The following is a 24,325-nucleotide window of genomic DNA, read 5'->3' as shown; positions in this document are numbered from 1 at the left end:
AGGGGTTCGGATCGCCAAGATCCGAACCCCTTCTTCATGCCCACGAGGCACTATCTTGAATCGGGACGAGAGGACACCCACCATGACTGAACGCACCGGACGCCGACGCGTCCTTCTCAAGCTCTCCGGAGAGGCCTTCGGAGCGGGGCAGCTGGGTGTCAGCCCCGATGTGGTTTCGCAGATCGCCCGCGACATCGCCGCGGCCGTCGATCGGGTCGAGGTCGCGATCGTCGTCGGCGGAGGCAACTTCTTCCGTGGCGCGGAGCTCAGCCAGCGCGGCATGGACAGAGGTCGCGCCGACTACATGGGCATGCTGGGCACGGTCATGAACGCCCTCGCCCTCCAGGACTTCCTCGAGCAGGCCGGAGCCGCCACCCGCGTGCAGTCGGCCATCTCGATGACACAGGTCGCCGAGCCGTACATCCCGCGTCGCGCCGAGCGTCATCTCGAGAAGGGCCGCGTGGTCATCTTCGGCGCCGGCGCAGGCCTCCCGTACTTCTCCACGGACACCGTCGCCGCGCAGCGTGCGCTCGAGATCGGCGCGGACGAGGTCCTCGTCGCCAAGAACGGCGTCGACGCGATCTACACCGCCGACCCGAACAAGCACGCCGACGCGGAGCGCATCGAGCGCGTCACGTATCGTGATGCGCTGCAGCGTGGCCTCAAGGTCGTCGACTCGACCGCCTTCAGCCTGTGTATGGACAACAGCATGGACATGCGCGTGTTCGGCATGGAGCCCGCAGGCAACGTGACCCGCGCGTTGCTCGGCGAGCCGATCGGAACCCTCGTCACCGCCTGAGCGTGTGACACGGCGGAGACGACTTCGCCCGATAGAATTTGCAGAACACCCCGACGATAGGAGCCACCGTGATCGCGGACGTCCTCGCTGAAACCACCACTCGTATGAACCGGGCGGTCGAAGCTGCCAAGGAGGACTTCTCCACGGTGCGCACCGGTCGTGCGAACCCGCAGATGTTCCAGAAGGTCCTCGTGGACTACTACGGCACGCCGACCCCGATCGCCCAGCTCGCATCGCTGGCGAACCAGGAAGCACGAACGCTCATCATCACGCCGTACGACAAGTCGGCGCTGAAGGCGATCGAGCAGGCGATCCGCGACATGCCGAACCTCGGAGTCAACCCCACGAACGACGGCAACCTCGTCCGCGTGACGATGCCCGAGCTCACGGCGGAGCGTCGCAAGGAGTACGTCAAGCTCGTCAAGACCAAGGCCGAGGACGCGAAGGTCCATGTCCGTGGCATCCGCCGCAAGGCGAAGGACGAGCTCGACGCGCTCAAGAGCGAGCTCGGCGAGGACGAGATCGCTCGCGGCGAGAAGGAGCTGGACGGCCTGACGCGTCAGCACGTCGACCTCATCGACGACGCGCTGAAGCGCAAAGAGGCCGAACTCCTCGAGGTGTAGTCGGCATGTCTGACGAAACGCGAGACGCTGAGGAGGGCATGCCGCCGACGCGTCGAGAGGCGCGTGACGGTGTGCCGCCCGACGGCGTCCCGCTCGCGGACACAGCCTTCCCGACGTTCGATGCGGAAGCCATTCCGCCTCGTCCACCGCTGCCGGAGTCCGCTGTCGGAGGGACCCCTGCCGTGGGCAGGCCACTCGACACAGCCGACCACAACGCGATCCGCGAGCAGTGGCGGGCAGCGCGGGACGAGCTCGAGAACCACGTCTCCCATGCGCGCGATCAGATCGACCAGGCGAACGAGCGGATCAAGCAGCGCACGGGGCGAGACCTGGTTCTCGCGATTCTGATCGGTCTCGCTTTCGGTGCGGCGCTGCTCGGATCCCTGCTCTTCATCAAGGCACTGTTCGTGCCGTTCGCTCTCGCCGCGGCGCTGCTGGGGGTGTATGAGCTCTCTCGGGCTCTGCGGGCCTCCGGCCGACGGGTCGATGTCATACCGCAGCTGGTTGCGGGCGCTTTCCTGGTGCTCTCGGCCTACTTCGCGGAGCCGTGGCTGTCCTGGGTCATGCTCTTCGTGGCCGTCGCCTTCGTCATCGTGTGGCGACTCATCGCGCAGATGGTGGCGAAAGACGGCCGCACTTACGGCGACGTTCTCGCGGATGCGGTGATCAGCGGTTTCGTCCAGGTCTACGTGCCGTTCCTCGCCGGCGTCGCCCTCATCCTCCTCGAGCAGGAGGGCGGCCAGTGGTGGGTTCTCAGCTTCATCGCCATCGCGGTCGCCGCCGACACGGGTGCGTATGCGGCTGGTCTCGCTTTCGGACGCCACCCGATGGCCCCGAAGATCAGCCCCAAGAAGACATGGGAGGGGTTCGGCGGCGCCGTCCTCGCCTCCCTGGTCGCCGGCGTACTGCTGGCTATCTTCCTTCTCGAGCTGCCCTGGTGGGCGGGTCTGATCTTCGGCGCGTCGATCCTGCTGTCGGCGACGCTGGGCGACCTCGGCGAGTCCATGCTCAAGCGTGATCTCGGCATCAAAGACATGAGCTCGTGGCTTCCCGGACACGGCGGTCTTCTCGATCGACTCGACAGCATCCTGCCCTCGACGATTCCGGCGCTCTGCCTCTACTTCCTCCTCTCTCCCTGGGTGGTGCTGTGATGAACGAAGACCAGATCGCCGAACGGACGGCGGACGCTCCGCCGGCGTTCGCTCTGACATCCGGTCGTGAGCGGGGCTACCACCGCGCTGCTGTCGACACCTTCCTCGCATCTGCTCGACGAGCGTTCGAGACCGGTGCCGACGAATTGGGCGCCGACGACGTACGCGCGGCATCCTTTCCGCTCGTCAAAGGCGGCTACGTCGTGGCCGATGTCGACGCGGCCCTCGGTCGCGTGGAAGACGCCTTCGCCGCGCGTGAGCGGGAGCGCGTGGTGCGAGCGCAGGGTGCCGAAGTGTGGGTCGAGCAGGCGAGAGCAGACGCGCAGACCATCCTGGACCACCTGGCCCGACCTCGCCGCCGGCGCTTCGCGCGCACCGGGGTTCTCACGTTCGGCTACCGCATCGACGAGGTCGATCACGTCTCGACCAGGATCGTCCGCTACCTTCGCGACGGAGACCCGCTCTCCGCGGAGCAGCTGCGTTCCGCCGCGTTTCGCATGCAGCGGGGGGGCTACCGCGAGGAGCAGGTCGACGCGCTCCTCGATGCCACGATCGACGTCATTCTCGCCGTTCGCTGAGTTCCTGATGGTCGACTCAGGTGCCTTTGCGTAGACTGTCCTTCATCGTGAACTCCCGAAACGACATGAACCCCGAACGACGCGACCTTTCGCTGGTGCCCGCAGCGACGGTCAGATCCGCGCGCACGGGCACTCGCCGATGGTCTCGCCGTCGTGGTGTCGTCAGCGTGTTCAGCGCCCTCGCCGTCGTCGGATTCGCGGGAGCGCTCGTGGCACCGACCGGCGTCGCACTGGCGGAGCCCGTGCAGTCCGACACTCCCGACTCGGCCTACTCGCTCGCTCTCGCCGACACGCAGAATCTCACGGTCACGGTCAGCGGCGCAGCCATCACGCCGGTCGAACGCGGCACGTTCGAGGTGTACGTGAAGCCGAAGCCCAAGCCGAAGCCCACGCCGGCAGCCCCTGCCGCCACGGGTTCGCAGGGTGGATCTTCCGGCGGCACTCTGCCTCCGTATTCAGGGGGCGGTGCGCCTGCGGACTGGATGGCCGCTGCCGGCATCGCGCAGAGCGATTGGCAGTACGTCGACTACATCGTGTCGCGCGAGAGCGGTTGGAACCCGAACGCCACGAACTCATCCTCGGGCGCATGCGGCCTGGTTCAGGCGCTGCCCTGCAGCAAGGTTCCCGGTAACGGCTACGACCCGGTGGACAACCTGAGGTGGGCCACCGGCTACGCCACAGGGCGGTATGGCAGCTGGGCCGGAGCGTACAGCTTCTGGACGAACAACCACTGGTGGTGAGCAGGAGCGATGCCTCGCTCACGCCGACGCCCTCCTGCGCGCCCTGAAGCCGACGACTCGTTCGATCGGATGCTCGCCGGCTGGAAGCGCTCGGAGACCCGCCGTGGCAGCGAGTGGACCGTGCAGCCGGTGTCGTCCGCTCAGGCGCAGAAAGAATACGTCTGCCCCGGCTGTTCGCGGCCGATCGTCGCGGGAACTGCGCACCTGGTCGTCTGGCGGGCTGACGGCGTCTTGGGCGATGCTGCAGATCTCGCCGCGCGGCGGCATTGGCACACACACTGTTGGAGGATGGCGTGAGCATGGAGATTCGAGGACCGCTGGAGCTCCCCGCTCAGCGTGAAGACATCGAGCTGACGACTGCAGACGGTCTCACGCTGGTGGGCGAACTCTCCATGCCGGAGCATGCGTCGCCGGTGGCGACGCTCGTGACTCTGCATCCGCTGCCCACCGCGGGGGGTTTCATGGACTCGCACATCATCCGCAAGGCGGCTGCGCGGCTTCCTGCGCTCGCTGACCTGGCGGTCCTGAGGTTCAACACACGAGGGACCACGTCGCCCCGCGGCACGAGCGACGGCGCGTTCGACGGGGGCGCGGCGGAGCAGTTCGATGTGGCGGCGGCCATCGGCTTCGTCCGGGACCGGGCGCTCCCGCGCCCGTGGCTCCTCGGCTGGTCCTTCGGCACCGAACTGGCGCTCAAGTACGGTCGCGACCACGACATCGCGGGGACCATTCTGCTGTCTCCGCCGTTGCATCGCGCGACGGAAGCCGAGGTCGCTGCCTGGGCAGAGAGCGAAGTCCCGCTCGTCGTGCTGGTGCCGGAGTTGGACGACTACCTGCGTCCGGAGGAAGCACGCGAACGCTTCGCCTCGATTCCGCATGCCCGATTGATCGCGGTCGAGGGCGGTAAGCACCTGTGGGTCGGCGAGACGCAGACGCGGCGCGTGCTCACCGAGATCGTGGCAGCGGTGAACCCGTCGGCACTGCCACTGGCCACGCACTGGCCGCCGACGGATTGATGGAGCCCCAAGGCTCCGGCTCTCAGAGCTCGTTCATGCGCGGGATGAGCACCTGCCGATAGATGATCAGGATGCTCGCGGCAACGGGGATCGCGATGAGCGCACCCAACAGCCCGAGCAGGCTGCCACCGGCGAGAGCCGCAACGACGACCACTGCTCCGGGGACGGCGACCGCGCGGCTCATTATGCGCGGCGAGATCACGTACGCCTCGATCTGCATGTAGACGAGGTAGTAGATGGCCGCGGCAATCGCGATCCCCGGGGACCCGAGCCCGGGGATGAGACACACGAGGACGATGATCGTGGAACCGGTCAAGGTCCCGACGAGCGGGATCAGTGAGAAGAAGAAGGCGATGATCGCGAGGACCGCCGGGAACGGCGCATCGATGATCGAGAGGTAGATGGCGCTGAGGACGCCGTTGATCACGCCCTGAGTCACCTGCCCCATGACGTAATACCCCACGGAATCGGTGATCTGCTCCGACAGGTCGATGAAGCGGTCGCGCTTCGACGACGGGGCGAGCTGGTAGACAGCGCGCTTGAGCGACGGCGTCGAGGCGGTCAGGTAGATCGTCAGGATGAGGACGATGAACGCACCGAACAGTCCGCTGAGCACGGCGCCGCTGGCGACGAGGACGCCCTGGCCGATGGACCCGCCGATCTCGGCGAGGTTCGTCGTCAACCAGTCCGTGACATAGGTGAAGACATCATCGACGAGCAGGTTCGGGAAGGTGTCCTGCATCCACTCCTTGAGATCGGGGATCAGGTTTCCTCGCGACACGATGGCCGAGATCTGGGCGATGAGCTGGGAGATCTGATCCACGAGCACGGGGAGGATGATCAGCACGATCCCGCTGAAGATCGCGAGGACCGCGAGGATCGTCACCAGCACGGCGAGCCACCGAGGGAGCCTGCGACGTTCCAGGAAGGACACGAGCGGATCGAGGCCCAGACTCAGGAACAGCGCCGTGCCGACGTAGAGCAGGACGCTCGAAAGTGTCTGCACGCTGTTGATCAGGAGGATCCCCAGCCCCACGCCGAGCGTCGCCACGAGGGCGGTGCGGAACGGATTGTGGATCTTCATGCGACGACTCCTCGAAACGGCTGCAGCAAGGTTATCCAGACGTCGAGCAACGTCGCGCGCGACGTGCCGGTTCAGCCGGCACTGCACGTGTACGTGGGCAACACTCAGCTGATTTCGCTAGTCTGAAATGTCGAGTGTTGCGTCGCGGGCAGGTGCCGGTGATGCGTGAGGAGACTATTCGTGCGTTTCGTATGGGCCGTGGTGGCCTTCGTGCTTGCCGCCGTGCTGATCGGGGCGGGGATCGCCCAGCGCACCTTCGTGGGGCCCGACTCGCAGCAGACGCAAGTCGAGATCGATGAGCCCGCGCCGTTCGTCCTCCTGGACGGAGACGTCCTCCGGACGAATCCTGGCGTGCAGACGCTGATCGTGCGCGGTCAGGGCGACATCTTCGGCAGCTATGGCAGGACAGCCGACATGGAGGCCTGGCTCGCGGATTCCGACTACAACCACGTCACGGTGGACGACGACGGCGGCTTCGCTGTCGAGCACGTGTCGGCGGCAGAGGCTTCAGACGAGACCGACGGCGGCGAAGGTACCGCCGAGGGGGGCGATCCGGCGACGGGCCGCGATCCGCGGGGCTCCGACCTGTGGCTGGACTCCTTCCAGAAGGAGAATCGCCTCGTCGCGGACAACATGCAGCTTCCCGAGGGGACGAGCATGCTGGTGGCCTATGACGGCACGGAAGACGCTCCCGATGACATCGTCGTCTCCTGGCCGCTCGACACGACCACACCGCTGGCGGGACCGCTGATGGTGGCCGGCGGTATCGTCCTGCTGATCGGACTCGTCCTGTACGTGCTCGGTATCCGCCACCAGCGTCGTGGACGCGGGCCGCGCCGCAAGGGCCCGGGCCCGCTTCCGGCGACCGAACCGATCGACATCGCGGTGCTTCCTCCGGAGGAGCGCGCGGCGATCGAAGGCTCGCTGGAAACGCCGACGTCTGCGGAACGCACCCCCTCGGTGGATGCTCCGGAAACTGAGACCGAAGACGCGGAGATCGTGGACCCCGAGGAGAACGATTCGAAGACGTCGATGCGGGCCGAGACCCCCGCGCGTCGTCGCCGGCTGCTGGCGATTCCCGCACTCGGGTTGACCGCTCTCCTCGCTGCCGGCTGCTCAGCCGATTCCTGGCCGCAGTTTGGCGATGCCTCTGCATCGCCTTCCCCGAGCCCGACCGTCATCGCTCCGGACAACCAGAAGCCGCCGGCGGTGACGGAGGCACAGGCCAAGCGCATCCTCCAAACCGCCTCGGAGACCTTGGTGGAGGCCGACACCGCAATGGACGTCGACCTCGCGGGGACGCGTCTCGAAGGTCCTGCCCTCGCCGCGCGGACCACCGAATACGCCCTACGCGCGAAGATCGCGGACAAGGCCCTTCCGGCGGCGATCCCGACCGACGACGTCGAGGTCGTGCTTCCGGAGGCGACCGATGTCTGGCCGCGAACTGTTCTCGTGCTCTCGAAGAGCAAGGGCGACGACACTGTGCCGCCCGTGCTGCTGACGATGACCCAGGCGGACCCCTGGTCGAACTACAAGATCAGCAACATGGCCGAGATGGCGGCGGATGCCGTGTTCCCCGAGGTCGCCGCGACCTGGCTCGGAACCTCACTCGTCCCCGCTGACTCCGCCTTCCTCACCATCCCTCCGGCGGAACTCGCACCAGCCTTCGCCGACGTGGTGGACGCGGGGGAGAAGAGCGAGTTCTACGGTCAGTTCGACGACCTCGCGCTGACGCTGGCGCAGTCCCTCACCGACAGCCGCCAGGTCATCGTGCAGGGGCTGGCAGACAAGGGAGCGGCCAAGACGTCCAAGGTGGCATTCGACATGGCGCCCACGACCGACGCGCCGATCTCGATGACCACGCTCGACAGCGGTGCGATCGTCGCGGTCTCTCTGACCGATACCGAGACGGTGACGCCGACGTCGTCGGACGTGGTGATCCGATTCGGAGACAACGCAGAGGCCAAGGCCCTGACGGGCGCGACGGAATCGGCGAAGGGCGTCGAGACGACCTATGAGTTCCAGCTGTTCTTCTCGGTCCCCGCTCAGGGGTCGACGGAGCAGATCAGGCTCCTGGCTGTGCACCAGGACCTCTTGTCCGTGAAAGTGATCAAATGAGTGAAATCTCTCCGGCCGCGCTGCGCGGCGCGGTCGACCTGTCCAGCCTCCGCAACCGGCCGGCGACGCCGCCCGAGGGGGCTCCAGCCCCCGGTGCGGTCGATGTCGTCGTCGATGCGACCGACGAGACGTTCGGGCAGATCCTCGAACTCTCGCGCACGGTTCCCGTCGTCGTGGATCTGTGGGCCGAGTGGTGTGGACCGTGCAAGCAGCTGAGTCCGATCATCGAGAAGGTCACTCGTGAGCTCGGCGGCCGGGTGCTGCTCGCCAAGGTCGATGTCGACGCGAACCCGCAGCTCGCGCAGAGCTTCCGCGCGCAGTCGATCCCGATGGTGGTGGCGCTGATCGCCGGGCAGCCCGTGCCGATGTTCACCGGTGCGGTGCCGGAGCAGCAGGTGCGCGATGTCTTCGCCCAGCTGCTGCAGGTGGCAGCGCAGAACGGTGTCACCGGGTCGCTCTCGGTCGACGCGGATGCCGATGCCGAGGCGTCGTCGACGCCGGAGGAGCCGGAGCTTCCTCCGCTGCACGCCGAGGCGTTCGCCGCGATCGAGGCGGGAGACTATTCCGCCGCGATCCGCGCGTACGAGAAGGCCCTCGCCGAGAATCCGCGCGATGAGGAGGCGATCGCGGGTCTCGGTCAGGTGCGTCTGCTCGATCGTGTGCAGGGACTCGACTTGCAGGCGGCACGCGCGGCGGCTGCCGAGGGGCCCCTCGACGTCCAGGCGCAGTTCGACGTGGCAGACCTCGATCTGGCCGGCGGTCATGTCGACGACGCCTTCGCGCGACTGCTCGACCTGTTCGCCCAGCTGCCGTCCGACCAGCGCACCCCGGTACGGGAACGGCTGATCGAGCTGTTCGGCCTCATCGGGACCAGCGACCCGCGAGTGGTGGCCGCCAGGAACCGGCTTTCTTCGCTCCTGTTCTAGCCGTCGGAGGTTCCGGCGCGCGTCCCCGTCATCCGTGGCTCACGGTAGGCACGTGCGGGTCCGGCTGGTGGCGTAGCCACAGAGTGGACAGCGCAGGAAGGGTCATCGTCGCGGTCGGGGCGCTATCGTCCTCACCGGCGGCGAAGACCATGCCCAGGTTCCCCGAACCTCGTCCGCCGTACTCGGCGGCGTCGGTGTTGAGCACTTCCTGCCAGACACCGTCCTGCGGAAGCGCGAGTCGATATCCCGCACGCTCGACCCCGGCGAAGTTGCTCACGACGACGAGGCGTCCGCCGTGGGCATCCCGCCGCTCGAAGGCGATCACGGTCGGATCCCAGCTGGGCGCACCGAGGCGGTGGAAAGACGATCCGTCGTTGTCCCGCGCCCACAGGGGGGATTGGGATCTGTAGGCGCGGTTCATCGCGCCGACGAAGTCCTGCAGCTGCGCGTGCGACGGCTGGTCGAGGAGCCACCAATCCAGCTCACGCCCTTCGGACCACTCGGCGAGCTGACCGAACTCCTGGCCCATGAACAGGAGCTTCTTCCCGGGGTGCCCCCACATGTAGGCGAGGTACGCGCGGACGTTCGCGAGCTTGTGCCAGTGGTCGCCGGGCATCTTCGCCATCAGGCTGCCCTTGCCGTGCACGACTTCGTCGTGACTGATCGGCAGCAGGTAGTTCTCGCCGAAGGCGTAGACGAAGGAGAAGGTCATCTCGCCCTCGTGGTGCGCGCGGTACATCGGGTCGCGAGAGATGTACTGGAGCGAGTCGTTCATCCAGCCCATGTTCCACTTGAAACCGAACCCCAGGCCGGCGTGGTCGGTGGGTGCGGTGACGCCGGGGAAGCTGGTCGACTCCTCGGCGATCATCATGATCCCCGGGTGCAGTCGGTAGGCCGTGGCGTTCACCTCCTGCAAGAACCGGATCGCCTCGAGATTCTCCCGGCCACCGTGGATGTTCGGTTCCCATTCGCCGGCTTCGCGGGAGTAGTCGAGGTAGAGCATCGACGCGACCGCGTCGACGCGCAGCCCGTCGACATGGAACTCCCTGAACCAGTACAGCGCATTGGCCACGAGGAATCCCCGAACCTCCGGACGCCCGTAGTCGAAGATGAGCGTGCCCCAGTCCTGGTGCTCGCCGCGGCGGGGATCGGGGTGCTCGTACAGCGGCTGGCCGTCGAAGCGCGCCAGAGCGAAGGCGTCTTTCGGGAAGTGCCCGGGAACCCAGTCCATGATCACGCCGATGCCGGCCTGGTGCAGCCGATCGATCAGATATCTCAGGTCGTCCGGGGTACCGAACCGGCTCGTGGGCGCGTAGTAGCCGCTGACCTGGTACCCCCAGGAACCCCCGAACGGGTGCTCCGCCAACGGCATGAACTCGACATGGGTGAATCCGGCATCCGTGACGTGCTGGATCAGCGGCTCGGCGATGTCCCGGTACCCGAGGCCCTCACGCCAGGAGCCGACGTGGATCTCGTAGACCGACAGCGGCTGCGCGACGGCGTGGGTCGCCGCACGACGGGTCATCCATGCGCCGTCCGCCCACTCGTACGAGGACGAGGTCACGACGGACGCCGTGTTCGGCGGCACCTCGGCGGCGAGCGCCATCGGGTCGGCTTTGAGTATCCAGGCGCCGTCGCGGGTGCGGAGCTGATACTTGTACCGCGTGCCCAGGGGGAGGTCGGGGATGAAGAGCTCCCAGACTCCGCTCACGCCCATCGAGCGCATGGCGTGGGCGTCGCCGTTCCAGTCGTTGTGGTCGCCGACGACCCGCACGGCTGTGGCATTGGGAGCCCAGACGGCGAACGCGACGCCCTGCTCGCCGTCCCACGTGCGCGGGTGCGCACCCAGCGCCTCCCAGAGGCGTTCATGCCGCCCCTCGGCGATCAGATGGAGGTCGAGGTCTCCAAGGGTCGGACGGTGTCGATACGGATCGCCGGAGAGCGTCTCCTCGTGATCCGCGTACCGCGTGGCCAACCGATAGGGGAGAGGGGGACCGACGTGCTGCGCCTCCCAGATTCCCTGCGCCACGTGCGCGAGCTCGAGTCGACTGCCGTCGCCGAACACCGCTGCCACCCCGGCGGCGAGCGGCCGTCGGGCGCGGATGACGGTGACCGTGCGGTCGGCCGCGTCTTTGTGGGAGTGCGCGCCGAGGACGGCGTGCGGATCGTGGTGCGTGGCCGAGGAGATCGCCTCCCACTCAGTGGATGCGGCGACATCTTCTGTGTAGCTCATGCTCGCTCCCTCACCTTCAGGATGTGCACCGGCTCGGCGAAGGCGTCGAGCCGCACGTAGTTGTGATCGTTCCAGGTCCAGACGGCTCCGGTGAGCAGGTCCTCGACCTCGAATGGATCGCCGAGCGGAATGCCCCATTGGGTGCTGTCGAGGTGCACGGTCGTCTCGCGTACGGAGTGCGGGTCGACGTTCGCCACCACGATGACGGTGTCCGCGCGTCCGCTACCGGTGAACGGCGCGGGGAGGTGCTTGCTGTACACGAGGACGGCATCGTCGTCGCTCCAGTGCGCCCGGAAGTTCCTGAGTTGCCGGAGTGCGGGGTGAGCCGCGCGGATCTCGTTGAGCCGCCGCAGCAGGGGAGCGAGCGATTCGCCGCGGGCCTCCGCGCCCGACCAGTCGCGGAACTTGAACTCGTACTTCTCATTGTCGATGTTCTCTTCGGAGCCCGGCCGTGCCACGTTCTCGAAGAGCTCGTAGCCGGCGTACACCCCGTACACGGGCCCTGCCGTGGCGGCGATGCAGGCTCGGATTCGGTATGCCGCACGACCGCCGAACTGCAGGTACTCGGTCAGGATGTCATGCGTGTTCACGAAGAGGTTGGGCCTCATGTAGTCGGAGGTCTCCTGCGACACGGAGGTGAGGAATTCCTCCAGCTCGCTCTTGGTGTTCCGCCACGTGAAGTAGCTGTAGCTCTGCTGGAATCCGACGGCGGCCAGGGCGCGCATGACGGCGGGGCGGGTGAAGGCTTCGGCGAGGAAGATCACGTCCGGATCCACGGTGTTGATCTCACGGATCAACCACTCCCAGAACTGCAGGGGTTTGGTGTGGGGGTTGTCGACCCGGAAGATCTTCACCCCCTGAGTCACCCAGTGCCGCACGAGCCGTAACATCTCGGCTGCGATACCCTCGGGATCGTTGTCGAAGTTGAGCGGGTAGATGTCCTGGTACTTCTTCGGCGGGTTCTCGGCATACGCGATGGTGCCGTCGGGGAGGGTCGTGAACCATTCGGGATGCTCGCTCACCCAGGGGTGGTCCGGGGACGCCTGGAGCGCGAGGTCGAGTGCGACCTCGAGACCGTTTCCCTGAGCCGCGCGCACGAAGGCGCGGAAGTCGGCGGCGGATCCCAGGTCGGGGTGGATCGCGTCGTGGCCGCCGTCGGTGGAGCCGATCGCATACGGGGACCCAGGATCGCCGGGCTCTGCGGTGAGGGTGTTGTTGCGCCCCTTGCGGTTGGTGGTCCCGATCGGGTGGATCGGAACCAGGTAGACCACGTCGAAACCCATCGCGGCGACCTCCGGCAGACGCTTGGTCGCCGTGCGGAACGTCCCGCTCTTCACCGTGCCGTCCTTGAGCCGCTTGGCCCCCTCGGATCGCGGGAAGAACTCGTACCAGGCACCGACGCCAGCCGCGCGACGGTCCACGTTGAGCGTGTGCTGCTCGGTGGCGGAGCGCAGGGTCGTCAGGGGACGGGCCCGGAAGATGTCGGCCAGACCGGCATCGGTGGACAGCGCGAACGCCGTCGCGCCGCCCCCACTCTCCAGCGACCCGGCGTCCGCGAGCAGACGCTTCCGCTGCGCGGCGGGGCGATCCTTCTCCGTGGCGGCCCTCGTGAGTAACTCTGCTCCGAGCGCGGCCATCACCGGTACATCGACACCGGCAGCGACCTTCAGTTCCGCGGCGTGAGCCCAGGTCGCGAAGTCGTCGGAGAAGGCTTCGAACCGGTAGCGCCACGCACCCTGCTCGTCGAGCGCGATCTCGGCCGACCATCGGTCCGTGCCGTCTTGCCGGGCGGTCAGCCGGTGCAGGCTCTCCTCGCCCGACGGCGACGTGAGGCGCACATGCACACCGATGATGTCGTGCCCTTCGCGGAACGAGACCACGGTGAACGGGACGACCTCGCCCACGAACGCCTTCGGTGCGAAGCCGCCGGGCACTGCGGGGGTCGGATCGAGCAGCGGGATGCGGGTGGAGCGAAGCGAGCCCGGCACGTCCGCATCGCCGAAGGCGCGCGTCGGGATCTGAGCGGGGCTCCGAAGAGCCGAGGACCGAGTACCAGCACGTGCAGCCACATCCCGAATGTACCGCGCCGACGTGGTCGCGGGTAGCGCGCCGCGTGGTGCGTCGGGAGCCGGGCTCATTCGACGCGGAACAGCCTCATCGACGTCCCGGACACTGGTAGCACATCGCCGGGCGCGAAGACCTCCCCCTCGTCGGAAGGGCGCTCCCGAGCGCTCGACCACAGGGACACGAAGCGGACCGCGCCTTCGATCTCGTCGGGCAGACGCACGTCGATGGGGGACTCCGTTCCGTGCACGATGAGCAGGATGCGGTTCTCGGCCTCGGTGTCGGGGGTGGAGGCGGCGACGTACTGGAGCGTCCTGTTCCCGGGGTCTGCCCACTGCCCCTGCTCCATCGTCTCGCCGTTCTGGTCGTACCAGTCCATGACCGAGGCGTTCGGGATGTGCTCACCGAGCCGCGCGTAGCGGCTGGGGCGCAGCGCCGGGTTCTCCTGCCGCAATCGGATCAGGCGGGTGACATGTGCACGGAGGTCGTCCTGCCAGGGTTCGAAATCCCATGCGAGCCAGGTGAGAGCGGAGTCCTGAGCGTAGGCGTTGTTGTTGCCGCGCTGAGTGCGTCCGACCTCGTCACCTGCGGTGAGCATCGGGATCCCGGCCGAGAGGAGCAGCGTCCCGAGAAGGTTGCGCATGGCCTTGCGTCGCGCGGCGAGGATCGTCGGGTCGTCGGTCGGGCCCTCGACACCGTGGTTGAACGCGCGGTTCATGTCGGCACCGTCGCGGTTCTGCTCGCCGTTCGCCTCATTGTGCTTGACGTCGTACGAGACGAGGTCGTGCAGAGTGAAGCCGTCGTGCGCCGTGACGAAGTTCACGCTGGCGAGCGGACCCCGGTCTTCGCTGAACGTGTTCGAGGATCCGGCGAGTCGGGTCGCGAACCCGCCGATGCCCACCGGGGCGGAGGCCCGGCGGGCATAGTCGATGTCGCTGAGCCAGAAGTTGCGGACGCGGTCGCGGTAGCGGTCGTTCCACTCGTGCCATCCCGACGGGAAGTTACCCGTCTGCCACCCGCCGAGGCCGACATCCCAGGGCTCGGCGATGAGCTTGGTGTCGGCGAGGATCGGATCGTCCGCGATGGCCTGCAGGAGCGGATGCTCAGGCGTGTAGGTGTGGGCGCCGTCGCGGGCGATCGCGGTGGCGAGGTCGAAGCGGAAACCGTCGATCTGCATCTCCTGCGCCCAGTAGCGGAGGGAGTCGAGAACGAGTCTGGCCCCGGCGTCGGTCGACGTGTCGAGCGTGTTGCCGCACCCGGTGGTATCGACGTAGACGCCGGACTCGTCCTGCCGGTAGTAGCTGGCGTTGTCGATGCCGCGCAGGCTCGAGCGGGGACCGCCGATGCCCTCCTCGGAGGTGTGGTTGTATACGACGTCGAGGATCACTTCGAGCCCGGCCTCGTGCAGCAGCCGCACCATTCCCTTGAACTCGGCGAGGACGGCCTCCGGCCCCTCTTTGCGCGCGTCCTCGGTCGCGTAGGCGGTGTGCGGGGTGAAGAAGTTCAGGGTGTTGTAGCCCCAGTAGTTGGTGAGTCCGCGTTCGAGAAGTCGCGGCTCCGGCACGAAGGCGTGCACGGGGAGCAACTCGATGGACGTGATGCCCAGCGAGTGGAAGTACTCGATCATCGCGGGATGGGCGAGGCCCGCATAGGTGCCGTGCAGCGCGGGCGGCACATCGGGGTGACGCTTGGTGAGTCCCTTGAGATGCCCCTCGTAGATCACCGTGCGGTCGAGGGGGATACGCGGCTTCCGGGAGTCGCCCCAGTCGAAGCCGTCGACGATGACGACCGAACGCCACTCCTCGTATCCGTCGCCCTGGGCGAGACCGCGCGCGTACGGGTCCAGCAGCAGGGTCTCCGGGTTGAAGGTGTTCCCGGGGCCGTGGGGTCCGCCGACGCGTACGGCATAGCGGACGCCGGGCTGCAGCAGCTCCGTGGTGATCTCCCAGATTCCTCCGGCCAGCCGTTCGAGCGGAACCTCGTCGGTCGCCCAGTCCAGGTCGGTGGCATCGAACACGACCAGCTCGATCGACGAGGCGTTCTGCGACCAGACGCGCAGGGTGCCGACGCCGTCGTGCAGACGGACGCCGAGGTTGTCGAGGGTGGTGCCGCCGGGCACGGTGATGTCTCGGGACGCGGGCATGAGTACACACTAGGCGCGATGTGTTGCAGTCTCATGTCAGGGCGGACCGGGTTCCACGGACGAAGACCCGGCAGGGTTGGTTTCGCGAGAGAATCGAAGGATGCGGCACTATCTCGACCATGCGGCGACCACGCCTCTGCGCCCCGAAGCGCGCGACGCCTGGCTGGCCGCCACGGAGACCGTCGGCAACGCATCGTCCACGCACGGCGCCGGCCAGGACGCCCGCCGCCTGCTCGAGGAGTCCCGCGAGCGGGTCGCCGCGGTGCTCGACGCCGACCCGATCGAGATCGTGTTCACCTCGGGGGGCACCGAGTCGATCAACCTGGCACTGCAGGGGCTGTGGCGGGCACGCCCCGCCGGCACGACCGCGATCGTCATGCCCGAGGCCGAGCACCACGCCACCATGGACACCGTGGCCGCGCTCGTGGAAGATGGCGCCGAGCTTCGCCGGGTGCCGGTGACCGCACAGGCGCGGATCGCGCCGGAGCAGTTCGCTCCGCGGCTTCCGGGCGCCGCTCTCGCCACCGCGCTCGTCGCGAACAATGAGGCGGGCACGATCAACGACGCCGAGGGGCTGTCCATCGCCGCCGCGACGGCGGGCGTGGCACTGCATCTCGATGCCGTGGCGGCCCTCGGACATGTGCCGCTGTCTTTCCGCGATCTGAGGGGAGACGCCGCCGGGGGAGTCGGACTCGTGGCCATGAGCCTCGCCGGGCACAAGATCGCGGCGCCCGTCGGCGTCGGGGTTCTCGTCGCTGCACGCACGGCCCGCGTGACCGCGCTGCTCCGCGGCGGCGCGCAGCAGCGCGGGCTCCGCGCCGGAACCCAGGACGTCGCGGGTGCGGCGGCATTCGCCACCGCGCTCGAGCTCGCCGAGATCGAGCGGACGGGGGAGGCGGCGCGACTGCGTGCACTGCGCGACCGTCTCATCTCGGGCATACGTTCCGCCGTCCCGGAAGCCGAGCTTCTGGGCGATCCGATGGACCGCTTGCCGGGCAACGCGCATGTGCTCTTTCCCGGTGCGGTGGGGGAGAGTCTGCTGTTCCTCCTCGACGTCGCCGGGGTCGCGGCGTCGACCGGATCGGCGTGCCAGGCGGGCGTCGCCGAGCCGTCGCACGTCGTGATGGCGATGGGGCGGAGCGAACGAGATGCGCGCAGCGTGCTGCGGTTCTCGCTCGGTCGGACGTCGACGGACGAGGATGTCGAGGCGGTGCTCGCCGCGATCGGCGATGCCTATGCACGGGCATCCGGCGCCGGCACAGGCGCACGCTCGTAGACTGTTCCCATGCGGATTCTTGCGGCGATGAGTGGCGGCGTCGACTCCGCCGTCGCGGCAGCCAGAGCCGTGGAGGCGGGGCACGATGTGGTCGGCGTGCACCTGGCACTCTCCAGAGCCGGTGGAACGCTCCGCACGGGCAGTCGCGGGTGCTGCACCATCGAGGATGCACTCGACGCCCGCCGGGCCGCCGATCTGCTCGGCATCCCCTTCTACGTGTGGGACTTCTCCGAGCGTTTCCGCGACGACGTCATCGAAGACTTCATCTCCGAGTACCAGGCCGGACGCACGCCCAACCCCTGCATGCGGTGCAACGAGAAGATCAAGTTCGCGGCCCTTCTGGAGCGCGCGATCGAGCTCGGCTTCGACGCCGTGTGCACCGGGCACTACGCCACGCTCGTGAACGGTGCTGACGGACTGGAGCTGCACCGTGCCTCGGACAATGCCAAGGATCAGTCCTACGTCCTCGGCGTGCTGACCGCTGAGCAGCTCGCACACACCTACTTCCCGCTCGGGTCCACTCCCTCGAAGGCGATCGTTCGCGCCGAGGCGGCAGCACGCGGCCTGACCGTCGCCCAGAAGCCGGACAGCCACGACATCTGCTTCATCCCCGACGGGGACACCCGTGGGTGGCTCGCCGAGAAGGTCGGCACCGCTACGGGCGAGATCGTCGATCGCAGCGGGGAAGTCGTCGGATCGCACGAGGGGGCACACTCCTTCACGGTGGGACAGCGACGCGGGCTCAAGCTCGGTGTGCCTGCGGCGGACGGCAAGCCTCGATTCGTGCTCGAAGTCCGACCGGTGTCGAACACCGTCGTCGTCGGGCCCAAGGAGGCTCTCGCGATCGCGGAGATCGCGGGGGAGCGGTTCAGCTGGGCCGGGGCCGCGCCGACGGAGACCTCCTTCGAGTGCCACGTGCAGATCCGCGCGCACTCCGAGCCGGTCGCTGCACGTGCGATCGTCTCGGATGACGGGGTCCGGGTGACGCCCGAGGTCCCGCTCGACGGCGTCGCGCCGGGACAGACCGCCGTGCTCTACGTCGGCACGCGGGTGCTCGGGCAGTTCACGATCGACACCACGGTGTCGGCCGTCCCTGTCGGCGCGTAGACCTCTCCGGTGTCGGTACCCGCTCGTAGACTGGCGGGGTGCCGGAGAACATCTCGCTGGAAGCCGCCCGAACCGAAGCCGACGAGCTGACCGCTCGCATCCTCGAGGCCAAAGAGGCCTACTACGGCCGCGACGCCTCGGTCGTCGATGACTTCACCTACGACGGGTGGATGCATCGGCTCGAAGAGTTGGAGCGGCTGCACCCCGAGCTGCAGGGGCAGGACTCGCCCACCCAGATGGTCGGAGCGGCCGAGGCGACCGGCCTTGCGACGATCGAGCACGCCGAGCGCATGCTCAGCCTCGACAACGTCTTCTCCGTCGACGAGCTGCGGGAGTGGGCCGCGAAGACCAAGGCTGCCGCCGGGCGCGAGGTGGCGTGGCTCACCGAGCTGAAGATCGACGGGCTCGCGATCAACCTCCGCTACGAGAACGGCGTGCTCACCTCTGCCGCTACTCGCGGCGACGGCCGCGTCGGCGAGATCGTGACGGAGAACGCCCTCCGTCTGCCGGAGATCCCGCAACGCCTGAGCGGCGAGGGTCATCCCGCGATCGTCGAAGTGCGTGGCGAGGTGTTCATCCCTGTCGCTGCCTTCGAGCGCCTCAACGCCGCGCAGGCCGCCTTCCGCGACCGTGCCTTCGCCGACGCCCTCGCACGCTGGGAGGCCCGAGGAGGCGCCAAGAAGGCGTTCGACGAGGAGAAGGCGCAGACCGCGGCCGCCCGGCGCTTCCCCTCTTTCGCGAATCCGCGCAACGCCGCCAGTGGCGGGCTCCGCCAGCAGATCGACAAGAAGAACGGGCTCGAGCTCGAGGCCGGGCTGCTGCGCATCGAGTCGCTCGCACTCTACGTGCACGGCGTCGGCGCCTGGACGAACCCTCCTGTCGCCGCGCAGAGCGAGGTGTACGACCTGCTCTCCGAGTGGGGTCTGCCCACGAGCCCGCACACGAAGGTGTGCCGGACGATCGACGAGGTGGTGTCCTTCGTCGAGTACTTCGGCGAGCACCGTCACGACATCGAGCATGAGCTCGACGGCATCGTGGTCAAGGTCGACGAGCTCGAACTGCACGACGAACTCGGCGCGACGAGCCGAGCACCCCGCTGGGCCATCGCCTACAAGTACCCGCCCGAAGAGGTCCAGACCAAGCTCCTCGACATCGTCGTATCGGTGGGACGCACGGGGCGAGCCACGCCGTTCGCCGTCATGGCACCCGCGCACGTCGCCGGTTCCGTGGTCCGCCAGGCCACGCTGCACAACAAGGATGTGGTCAAGGCCAAGGGCGTGCTGATCGGCGACACCGTCGTGCTGCGCAAGGCCGGCGACGTGATCCCTGAGGTTCTCGGCCCTGTGGTCGAAAAGCGCGACGGCAGCGAGCGGGAGTTCGTGATGCCGGTCGAGTGCCCGGAATGCGGTACACCGCTGCGCGCGATGAAGGAGGGCGATATCGACCTCCGGTGCCCGAACGCGCGTTCGTGTCCTGCTCAGGTCCGTGGCCGTGTCGAGCACATCGGGTCCCGCGGCGCCCTCGACGTGGAAGCGCTCGGCGAGGTGACCGCTGCGGCGCTGACCCAGCCGACCTCACCGGCTGTGCCCCCGCTCGAGACCGAGGCCGGGCTGTTCGCGCTCACGCTCGAAGAACTCGTTCCCATCGAACTGTTCGTGCGGGATTCCGAGACCGGGCTTCCGAAGGAGGACGAGGACGGGATCGTCAAGACGCGCGCACCCTTCCGACGCAACCCCACCGCAGCCGAGAAGAAGTCGGGGCTCGAGGGACCTCAGCCGTCCTCACAGGCGCTCACGCTGCTCGCCGAGCTCGAGAAGGCGAAGACCAAGGACCTCTGGCGACTGCTGGTGTCGCTGAACATCCGCCACGTCGGCCCCGTCGCCGCCCGGGCACTCGCGCAGTGGTTCGGCTCTCTCGATGCGATCCGTGCCGCATCGCGAGACGAACTTGCCGCCGTCGAGGGCGTGGGTGGCATCATCGCCGACTCCCTGCTCGCCTGGTTCGACGTCGATTGGCATCAGGAGATCGTGCAGCAGTGGGCCGACGCGGGTGTGCAGTGGTCCACACCCGGTCATCCCGGCCCGGGTGCGGCGGTAGCTGCCGGCGGTGTGCTCGAAGGGATCACGGTGGTCGCCACCGGATCGCTCGACGGATACACCCGCGATGGCGCGCAGGAGGCGATCATCAACGCGGGCGGTAAGGCTGCTTCCAGCGTGTCGAAGAAGACCGATTTCGTCGCAGCCGGTCCGGGCGCGGGCTCGAAGCTTGCAAAGGCCGAGGACCTCGGTATCCGCATCCTCGACGCGGCACAGTTCCACATCCTCGTGACAGAGGGGCCGGCCGCGCTCCCGCCCGCGAGCGACGGGTCGTGAAGCGGTACGGGCCTCTGATCGTCGTCCCGGATGCTCTGGCGATCGGCGACCCCGGGCGGCACCACCTTCGACTCACTCCGCAGGCGGTGATCATCCGTCAGGGAGCCGAAGGTCACGGGATCGTGCCGTGGGACGGCGTAGAGGGGATCGATCTCGATGTGCCGACGACGCGGTTTCGGCTGCCCGGACTCCTCGGAACGGTGCTGCTCGGTGCGCTGACGGCGGCGATGCTGAGCGACCCCGGCATCGATCCCGACGATGGAGCGGTGACCCTCACGGTGGATGGCGAGATGACGACGCTGCCTCTGAGCCGCCATCACGTCGGCGGGTACTGGCGGCCGACGGTGACGGGTGCGCATCGATTGATCGCGCACCTCATCGCGAATCCCGAACAGCGCGCTTTGTTGGCGCACCCGGAGCCGCTGATCGATGTCGCGGCGCAGCTCGCGCGCGGAACGGGATAGTCCGAACCGCGCGCGATGCGGCGTCAGTTCTTGTGGCGGGGCTTGCGGAACGGCTTCTCTTCGCGGCTGTCGCGAGCCGGTCGCTCGTCGCGGTCGCGACGCTCGAAGCGGTCTCCTCCGTCGGGGCTACCTTCGCGCGGGCTGCTGCGCCTGGCGCCGGGGCCACGGTCGGGCTTGATCTCGATCAGACGACCCGAAATGCGCGTGTCGCGCAGCTTCTCGAGCACCGTGGGGCTGAGGTTGGACGGCAGTTCCACGGTGGAGAAATCAGGTCGGATGTTGATCACGCCGAAATCGTCACGGCCGAGACCGCCCTCGTTCGCCAGCGCGCCGACGATCTGGCGCGGCTCGACGCGGTGACGGCGGCCTACCTCGATGCGATATGCGGTGTAGTCGCCACGTCCACGACGCTCGGTGCGGGGTTCACGAGCGTCCCTGGTTCCGCGCGCTCCACCCTCGCGGGGCGGACGGTTGTCGGCTTCGACGGCCTTGGAGAGCCGATCGTCGGCGGGGTCGAGCAGCAACGGGGTGTCGCCCTGCGAGACGATCGCGAGCGCCGCCGCGACATCGGCCTCCGGAACGTCGTGATTGCGCACGTAGTGGGAGATCACGTCGCGGAACTTCTCGATACGGGCGGTGTCGCCCAGCGCGGCGGTGATCGCGTCGTCGAACCGCGCGAGTCGCGTGGTGTTTACGTCATCGGTGGTCGGCAGCTGCATCTGGGCGGGCTGCTGGCGCGTGGCCTTCTCGATGTGCTTCAGCAGGTAGCGCTCGCGCGGCGTGATGAAGCTGATCGCGTCGCCGGTGCGTCCCGCGCGGCCGGTGCGGCCGATGCGGTGGACATAGGACTCGGTGTCGGTGGGGATGTCGAAGTTGATGACGTGGCTGATGCGCTCGACGTCGAGACCGCGGGCGGCCACGTCGGTCGCGACGAGGATGTCGAGCTTGCCGTCCTTGAGCTGGTTGACGCTGCGCTCGCGCTGCACCTGGGGCACGTCGCCGTTGATCGCGGCTGCGGAGTATCCGCGGGCACGCAGCTTCTCGGCCAGCGTCTCGGTCTCGTTCTTGGTACGGACGAACACGATCATGCCGTCGAAGTTCTCGACCTCGAGGATGCGGGTCAGCGCATCGACCTTCTGCGCGTACGAGACCACGAGGTAGCGCTGCGTGATGTTCGTGCCGGTGGCGGTCTTGGACTTGATGCTGATCTCTTCCGGCTCACGCAGGTACTTCTGCGCGAGACGGCGGATCTGCGGCGGCATGGTCGCCGAGAACAGCGCGACCTGCTTCTCCTCGGGGGTCTGCGCGAGGATCTGCTCCACGTCTTCCGCGAAGCCCATCTTCAGCATCTCGTCGGCCTCGTCGAGTACCAGATACTTCAACTCGGACAGGTCGAGCGTGCCCTTGGCGAGGTGGTCCATGATGCGGCCGGGCGTACCGACGATCACGTGGACACCGCGGCGCAGTGCGGACAGCTGCACACCGTAGCCCTGTCCGCCGTAGACGGGAAGGACGTGGACGCCCTTCATCTTCGAGGCATAGGACTCGAAGGCCTCGCACACCTGCAGAGCGAGTTCGCGTGTCGGTGCCAGCACGAGAGCCTGCGGGATCTTCTGCGAGACATCGAGGCGTTCGAGAACGGGAAGCGCGAAAGCGGCGGTCTTTCCTGTTCCGGTCTGCGCCTGCCCGACGACGTCGCGGCCGGCGAGAAGCGTGGGAATGGTGGCCGCCTGGATGGGCGACGGGGTCTCGTATCCGAGATCCTTGATGGCTTTGAGGACGGGCCCGGTGATGCCGAGCTCCTCGAATCCGGGGGTCGCGGGGGATTCCGCGGGGGCGTCGGTCAGCACTGCATCTTCAGGGGTCACTTCCCAAGGGTAGCGCGCCGGCGCGCTCCGCGCCTGTGAGGGCGTCCTCAAACGCCGGTGTTCAGCGAGACGAGCTTTTCCTTGACCTGGCGTCGGAGCACCTTGCCGATCAGTGACTTCGGCAGCTCGTCGACCACGAAGATACGGCGCGGGACCTTGTAGGGAGTGAGGATACTGCGGGCGAACTCGCGGATCGCCTCGACGTCGACATCGGTCCCGGCATCCACCACGATGGCCGCGACGACCTCCTCTCCGGAGTGCTCGCTCGGCAGGCCGACGACCGCGGCATCCGCCACCTGTGGATGCTGGCGCAGCGCATTCTCGACCTCGGTGGGAGCGACGTTGAAGCCGCCCGTGATGATGAGCTCCTTGATGCGATCGACGATGCGCACGAAGCCGGCGTCGTCGATCGTGACGATGTCACCGGTCCGGTACCAGCCGTCGACGAAGACGGCTTCGGTCTCCTCCGGCTTTCCGTAGTACCCCGAGAACACCTGCGGGCCACGCACGACGAGTTCACCGGCCGATCCGTCCGGCACGTCCTGGCTCGGGTTCTCCGGATCCACCACGCGGCATTCGGTCCCGGGCAGGGGAAGCCCGACCGTGCCGGGCACGCGGTTGTCCGCGACCGGGTTCGCCATCAGGACGGGGGAGCACTCGCTCAGCCCGTAGCCCTCGACGAGGTAGCCGTGGGTGGCCTTTTCGAAGGGGACGACCAGCTCATGCGGCAGTGCCATGGCGCCGGAGATCGCGACCTCGATGCCGTCGAGTGACACGCCCTTCTCCTTCGCCGCGGCGAGGAGGCGATCCGCGATGGGGGGAACAAGCGGGAGGAACGTCGCGGGGTGCTTCTTGACGACGTCGAGCACGAGATCGGGGTCGAATTTGGGGAAAAGTACGAGTCGGGCGCCCATCGACATCGCGAATGTAAGGCACAGCGTGAGGCCGTAGGCATGGAACATGGGCAGCACGGCGTACACGACGCAGCCCTTGCCTCGCTGGATCGAGGGCACCCACGCCCTGGACTGCGCGGCGTTGGCGAGCAGATTGCGGTGTGTGAGCGCTGCCCCCTTCGGCGTTCCCGTGGTGCCGGAGGTGTACTGGATGATCGCGAGGTCGTCGGTGCTCGGCTTCGGATGCGACGCCGGGAGCGGGGCGGAGGCGAGGAGCGAATCCCAGACGACCGTGCTGCGGACCTTGTCGGTCAGAGCGGCGCGCGATTCACGGGCCTTCGCGACGGGGAGCCTGAGCGCGAATCGGGTGAGGAACGGCATGGCACGAGTCACGTCGACGGAGATGAGGTTCGTGACGGCCAGATCCGCCGGGAACTCCTGCACCGTCGAGACGACCTTGTTCCACACGATCGCGTGCTTCGCGCCGTGATCCTCGAACTGCTTGCGGAGTTCGCGCGGCGTGTAGAGCGGGTTGTGCTCCACGACGATGGCGCCGAGGCGGAGTACCGCGTAGAACGCGACGATGTGCTGCGGGCAGTTCGGCAGCACGATGGCTACCGGGTCACCCGCGCGGACCCCGAGGTCGCGAAGGCCTGCTGCGGCGTGCTCGATCGCTGCTTGCAACTGGGCGTATGTCGTCTCACGGCCGAAGAACTGGAGGGCGGGGGCTTCCGGGTAGTCGCGCGCCGAAGCGGCCACGATGTCGACGAGCGAGCCGTCCACGGGCGGAAGGTCCTCGGGGACTCCTGCGGCATAGCTGGCGATCCACGGGCGAGGGGGCTGGAACGTGCTCACCCGCCCAGCATATGT

Annotated in this window: 19 protein-coding genes; 13 read left to right on the top strand and 6 right to left on the bottom strand. The window is 67.8% G+C overall.

The window, feature by feature from the left end:
* Positions 1–82 precede the first annotated feature (82 nt).
* The 7 genes from pyrH (at position 83) to J7E45_RS01250 (ending at position 4,907) form a co-directional block, all read left to right on the top strand.
* The gene (pyrH, locus tag J7E45_RS01275; protein WP_017830711.1) at positions 83–799 is read left to right on the top strand and encodes a UMP kinase; all 717 of its coding nucleotides are present in this window, start codon (positions 83–85) and stop codon (positions 797–799) included.
* A 68-nt stretch (positions 800–867) separates the two neighbouring features.
* On the top strand, positions 868–1,422 hold the full coding sequence (gene frr, locus J7E45_RS01270) for a ribosome recycling factor (protein WP_029263480.1): 555 nt from the start codon (positions 868–870) through the stop codon (positions 1,420–1,422).
* A gap of 5 nt (positions 1,423–1,427) precedes the next feature.
* On the top strand, positions 1,428–2,573 hold the full coding sequence (locus J7E45_RS01265) for a phosphatidate cytidylyltransferase (RefSeq protein ID WP_215066598.1): 1,146 nt from the start codon (positions 1,428–1,430) through the stop codon (positions 2,571–2,573).
* On the top strand, positions 2,573–3,151 hold the full coding sequence (locus J7E45_RS01260) for a DivIVA domain-containing protein (RefSeq protein ID WP_091036131.1): 579 nt from the start codon (positions 2,573–2,575) through the stop codon (positions 3,149–3,151). Before J7E45_RS01265 ends, J7E45_RS01260 begins: the two co-directional genes overlap by 1 nt.
* 47 nt (positions 3,152–3,198) lie before the next feature.
* Positions 3,199–3,891, top strand: coding sequence for a transglycosylase SLT domain-containing protein (locus tag J7E45_RS01255; RefSeq protein ID WP_308162020.1), 693 nt, complete (start codon positions 3,199–3,201; stop codon positions 3,889–3,891).
* A gap of 9 nt (positions 3,892–3,900) precedes the next feature.
* On the top strand, positions 3,901–4,188 hold the full coding sequence (locus tag J7E45_RS17850) for a hypothetical protein (RefSeq protein ID WP_251053341.1): 288 nt from the start codon (positions 3,901–3,903) through the stop codon (positions 4,186–4,188).
* Positions 4,189–4,190: 2 nt separating this feature from the next.
* The gene (locus J7E45_RS01250) at positions 4,191–4,907 is read left to right on the top strand and encodes an alpha/beta hydrolase (RefSeq protein WP_215067259.1); all 717 of its coding nucleotides are present in this window, start codon (positions 4,191–4,193) and stop codon (positions 4,905–4,907) included.
* A 22-nt stretch (positions 4,908–4,929) separates the two neighbouring features.
* On the opposite strand, the gene J7E45_RS01245 is transcribed toward J7E45_RS01250, so the two are convergent.
* Positions 4,930–5,991: an AI-2E family transporter gene (locus J7E45_RS01245; RefSeq protein ID WP_167633433.1), complete on the bottom strand. Its 1,062-nt coding sequence runs from the start codon at positions 5,989–5,991 to the stop codon at positions 4,930–4,932.
* Positions 5,992–6,171: 180 nt separating this feature from the next.
* On the opposite strand from J7E45_RS01245, the gene J7E45_RS01240 reads away from it, so the two are divergent.
* On the top strand, positions 6,172–8,109 hold the full coding sequence (locus J7E45_RS01240) for a glycosyl transferase (protein ID WP_215066596.1): 1,938 nt from the start codon (positions 6,172–6,174) through the stop codon (positions 8,107–8,109).
* Positions 8,106–9,035, top strand: coding sequence for a tetratricopeptide repeat protein (locus tag J7E45_RS01235; RefSeq protein WP_215066594.1), 930 nt, complete (start codon positions 8,106–8,108; stop codon positions 9,033–9,035). Before J7E45_RS01240 ends, J7E45_RS01235 begins: the two co-directional genes overlap by 4 nt.
* Before the next feature lie 28 nt (positions 9,036–9,063).
* Here J7E45_RS01235 and glgB read toward each other — a convergent pair whose 3' ends face one another.
* The 3 genes from glgB to glgX are packed head-to-tail and all read right to left on the bottom strand — an operon-like array spanning position 9,064 to position 15,475.
* Positions 9,064–11,268, bottom strand: a complete 2,205-nt coding sequence (gene glgB / locus J7E45_RS01230; RefSeq protein ID WP_215066592.1) for a 1,4-alpha-glucan branching protein GlgB — start codon at positions 11,266–11,268, stop codon at positions 9,064–9,066.
* Positions 11,265–13,406: an alpha-1,4-glucan--maltose-1-phosphate maltosyltransferase gene (locus J7E45_RS01225; protein WP_215066590.1), complete on the bottom strand. Its 2,142-nt coding sequence runs from the start codon at positions 13,404–13,406 to the stop codon at positions 11,265–11,267. The genes glgB and J7E45_RS01225 overlap by 4 nt, the downstream gene beginning before the upstream one ends.
* Positions 13,403–15,475 (bottom strand): glycogen debranching protein GlgX, encoded by a 2,073-nt coding sequence (gene glgX, locus J7E45_RS01220; RefSeq protein ID WP_215066588.1) that lies wholly within the window; start codon positions 15,473–15,475, stop codon positions 13,403–13,405. The genes J7E45_RS01225 and glgX overlap by 4 nt, the downstream gene beginning before the upstream one ends.
* 100 nt (positions 15,476–15,575) lie before the next feature.
* Between glgX and J7E45_RS01215 the strand changes: the two genes are divergently transcribed.
* Genes J7E45_RS01215 through J7E45_RS01200 form a run of 4 tightly spaced genes read left to right on the top strand, consistent with a single transcriptional unit; the run spans position 15,576 to position 20,694 of the window.
* A complete protein-coding gene (locus J7E45_RS01215; RefSeq protein ID WP_215066586.1) occupies positions 15,576–16,751 on the top strand; it encodes a cysteine desulfurase family protein in 1,176 nt (391 codons plus the stop codon).
* A 9-nt stretch (positions 16,752–16,760) separates the two neighbouring features.
* Positions 16,761–17,858: a tRNA 2-thiouridine(34) synthase MnmA gene (gene mnmA, locus J7E45_RS01210; protein ID WP_215066584.1), complete on the top strand. Its 1,098-nt coding sequence runs from the start codon at positions 16,761–16,763 to the stop codon at positions 17,856–17,858.
* A gap of 38 nt (positions 17,859–17,896) precedes the next feature.
* Complete coding sequence (gene ligA, locus J7E45_RS01205) at positions 17,897–20,230, top strand: NAD-dependent DNA ligase LigA (protein WP_215066582.1); 2,334 nt, start codon at positions 17,897–17,899, stop codon at positions 20,228–20,230.
* Complete coding sequence (locus J7E45_RS01200) at positions 20,227–20,694, top strand: hypothetical protein (RefSeq protein ID WP_215066580.1); 468 nt, start codon at positions 20,227–20,229, stop codon at positions 20,692–20,694. The genes ligA and J7E45_RS01200 overlap by 4 nt, the downstream gene beginning before the upstream one ends.
* Positions 20,695–20,717: 23 nt before the next feature.
* Here J7E45_RS01200 and J7E45_RS01195 read toward each other — a convergent pair whose 3' ends face one another.
* Positions 20,718–22,562, bottom strand: a complete 1,845-nt coding sequence (locus J7E45_RS01195) for a DEAD/DEAH box helicase (RefSeq protein ID WP_374225436.1) — start codon at positions 22,560–22,562, stop codon at positions 20,718–20,720.
* Between the two features lie 47 nt (positions 22,563–22,609).
* Entirely contained in the window at positions 22,610–24,310 is a 1,701-nt protein-coding gene (locus tag J7E45_RS01190) for a long-chain-fatty-acid--CoA ligase (RefSeq protein ID WP_167633441.1), read from the bottom strand.
* Positions 24,311–24,325 lie beyond the last annotated feature (15 nt).

It is taken from the genome of Microbacterium sp. ISL-59, assembly GCF_018613945.1.
GTDB lineage: Bacteria > Actinomycetota > Actinomycetes > Actinomycetales > Microbacteriaceae > Microbacterium > Microbacterium oxydans_B.
This window is presented reverse-complemented; position numbering and strand designations above follow the sequence as displayed.

What these genes read in the sequence shown, in the direction of transcription:
- pyrH (WP_017830711.1), top strand. Translation starts at nt 83, where the DNA reads ATGACTGAACGCACCGGACGCCGACGCGTCCTTCTCAAGCTCTCCGGA.
- J7E45_RS01265 (WP_215066598.1), top strand. Translation starts at nt 1,428, where the DNA reads ATGTCTGACGAAACGCGAGACGCTGAGGAGGGCATGCCGCCGACGCGT.
- J7E45_RS01260 (WP_091036131.1), top strand. Translation starts at nt 2,573, where the DNA reads ATGAACGAAGACCAGATCGCCGAACGGACGGCGGACGCTCCGCCGGCG.
- J7E45_RS17850 (WP_251053341.1), top strand. Translation starts at nt 3,901, where the DNA reads ATGCCTCGCTCACGCCGACGCCCTCCTGCGCGCCCTGAAGCCGACGAC.
- J7E45_RS01250 (WP_215067259.1), top strand. Translation starts at nt 4,191, where the DNA reads ATGGAGATTCGAGGACCGCTGGAGCTCCCCGCTCAGCGTGAAGACATC.
- J7E45_RS01245 (WP_167633433.1), bottom strand. Translation starts at nt 5,991, where the DNA reads ATGAAGATCCACAATCCGTTCCGCACCGCCCTCGTGGCGACGCTCGGC.
- J7E45_RS01235 (WP_215066594.1), top strand. Translation starts at nt 8,106, where the DNA reads ATGAGTGAAATCTCTCCGGCCGCGCTGCGCGGCGCGGTCGACCTGTCC.
- glgB (WP_215066592.1), bottom strand. Translation starts at nt 11,268, where the DNA reads ATGAGCTACACAGAAGATGTCGCCGCATCCACTGAGTGGGAGGCGATC.
- J7E45_RS01225 (WP_215066590.1), bottom strand. Translation starts at nt 13,406, where the DNA reads ATGAGCCCGGCTCCCGACGCACCACGCGGCGCGCTACCCGCGACCACG.
- glgX (WP_215066588.1), bottom strand. Translation starts at nt 15,475, where the DNA reads ATGCCCGCGTCCCGAGACATCACCGTGCCCGGCGGCACCACCCTCGAC.
- J7E45_RS01215 (WP_215066586.1), top strand. Translation starts at nt 15,576, where the DNA reads ATGCGGCACTATCTCGACCATGCGGCGACCACGCCTCTGCGCCCCGAA.
- mnmA (WP_215066584.1), top strand. Translation starts at nt 16,761, where the DNA reads ATGCGGATTCTTGCGGCGATGAGTGGCGGCGTCGACTCCGCCGTCGCG.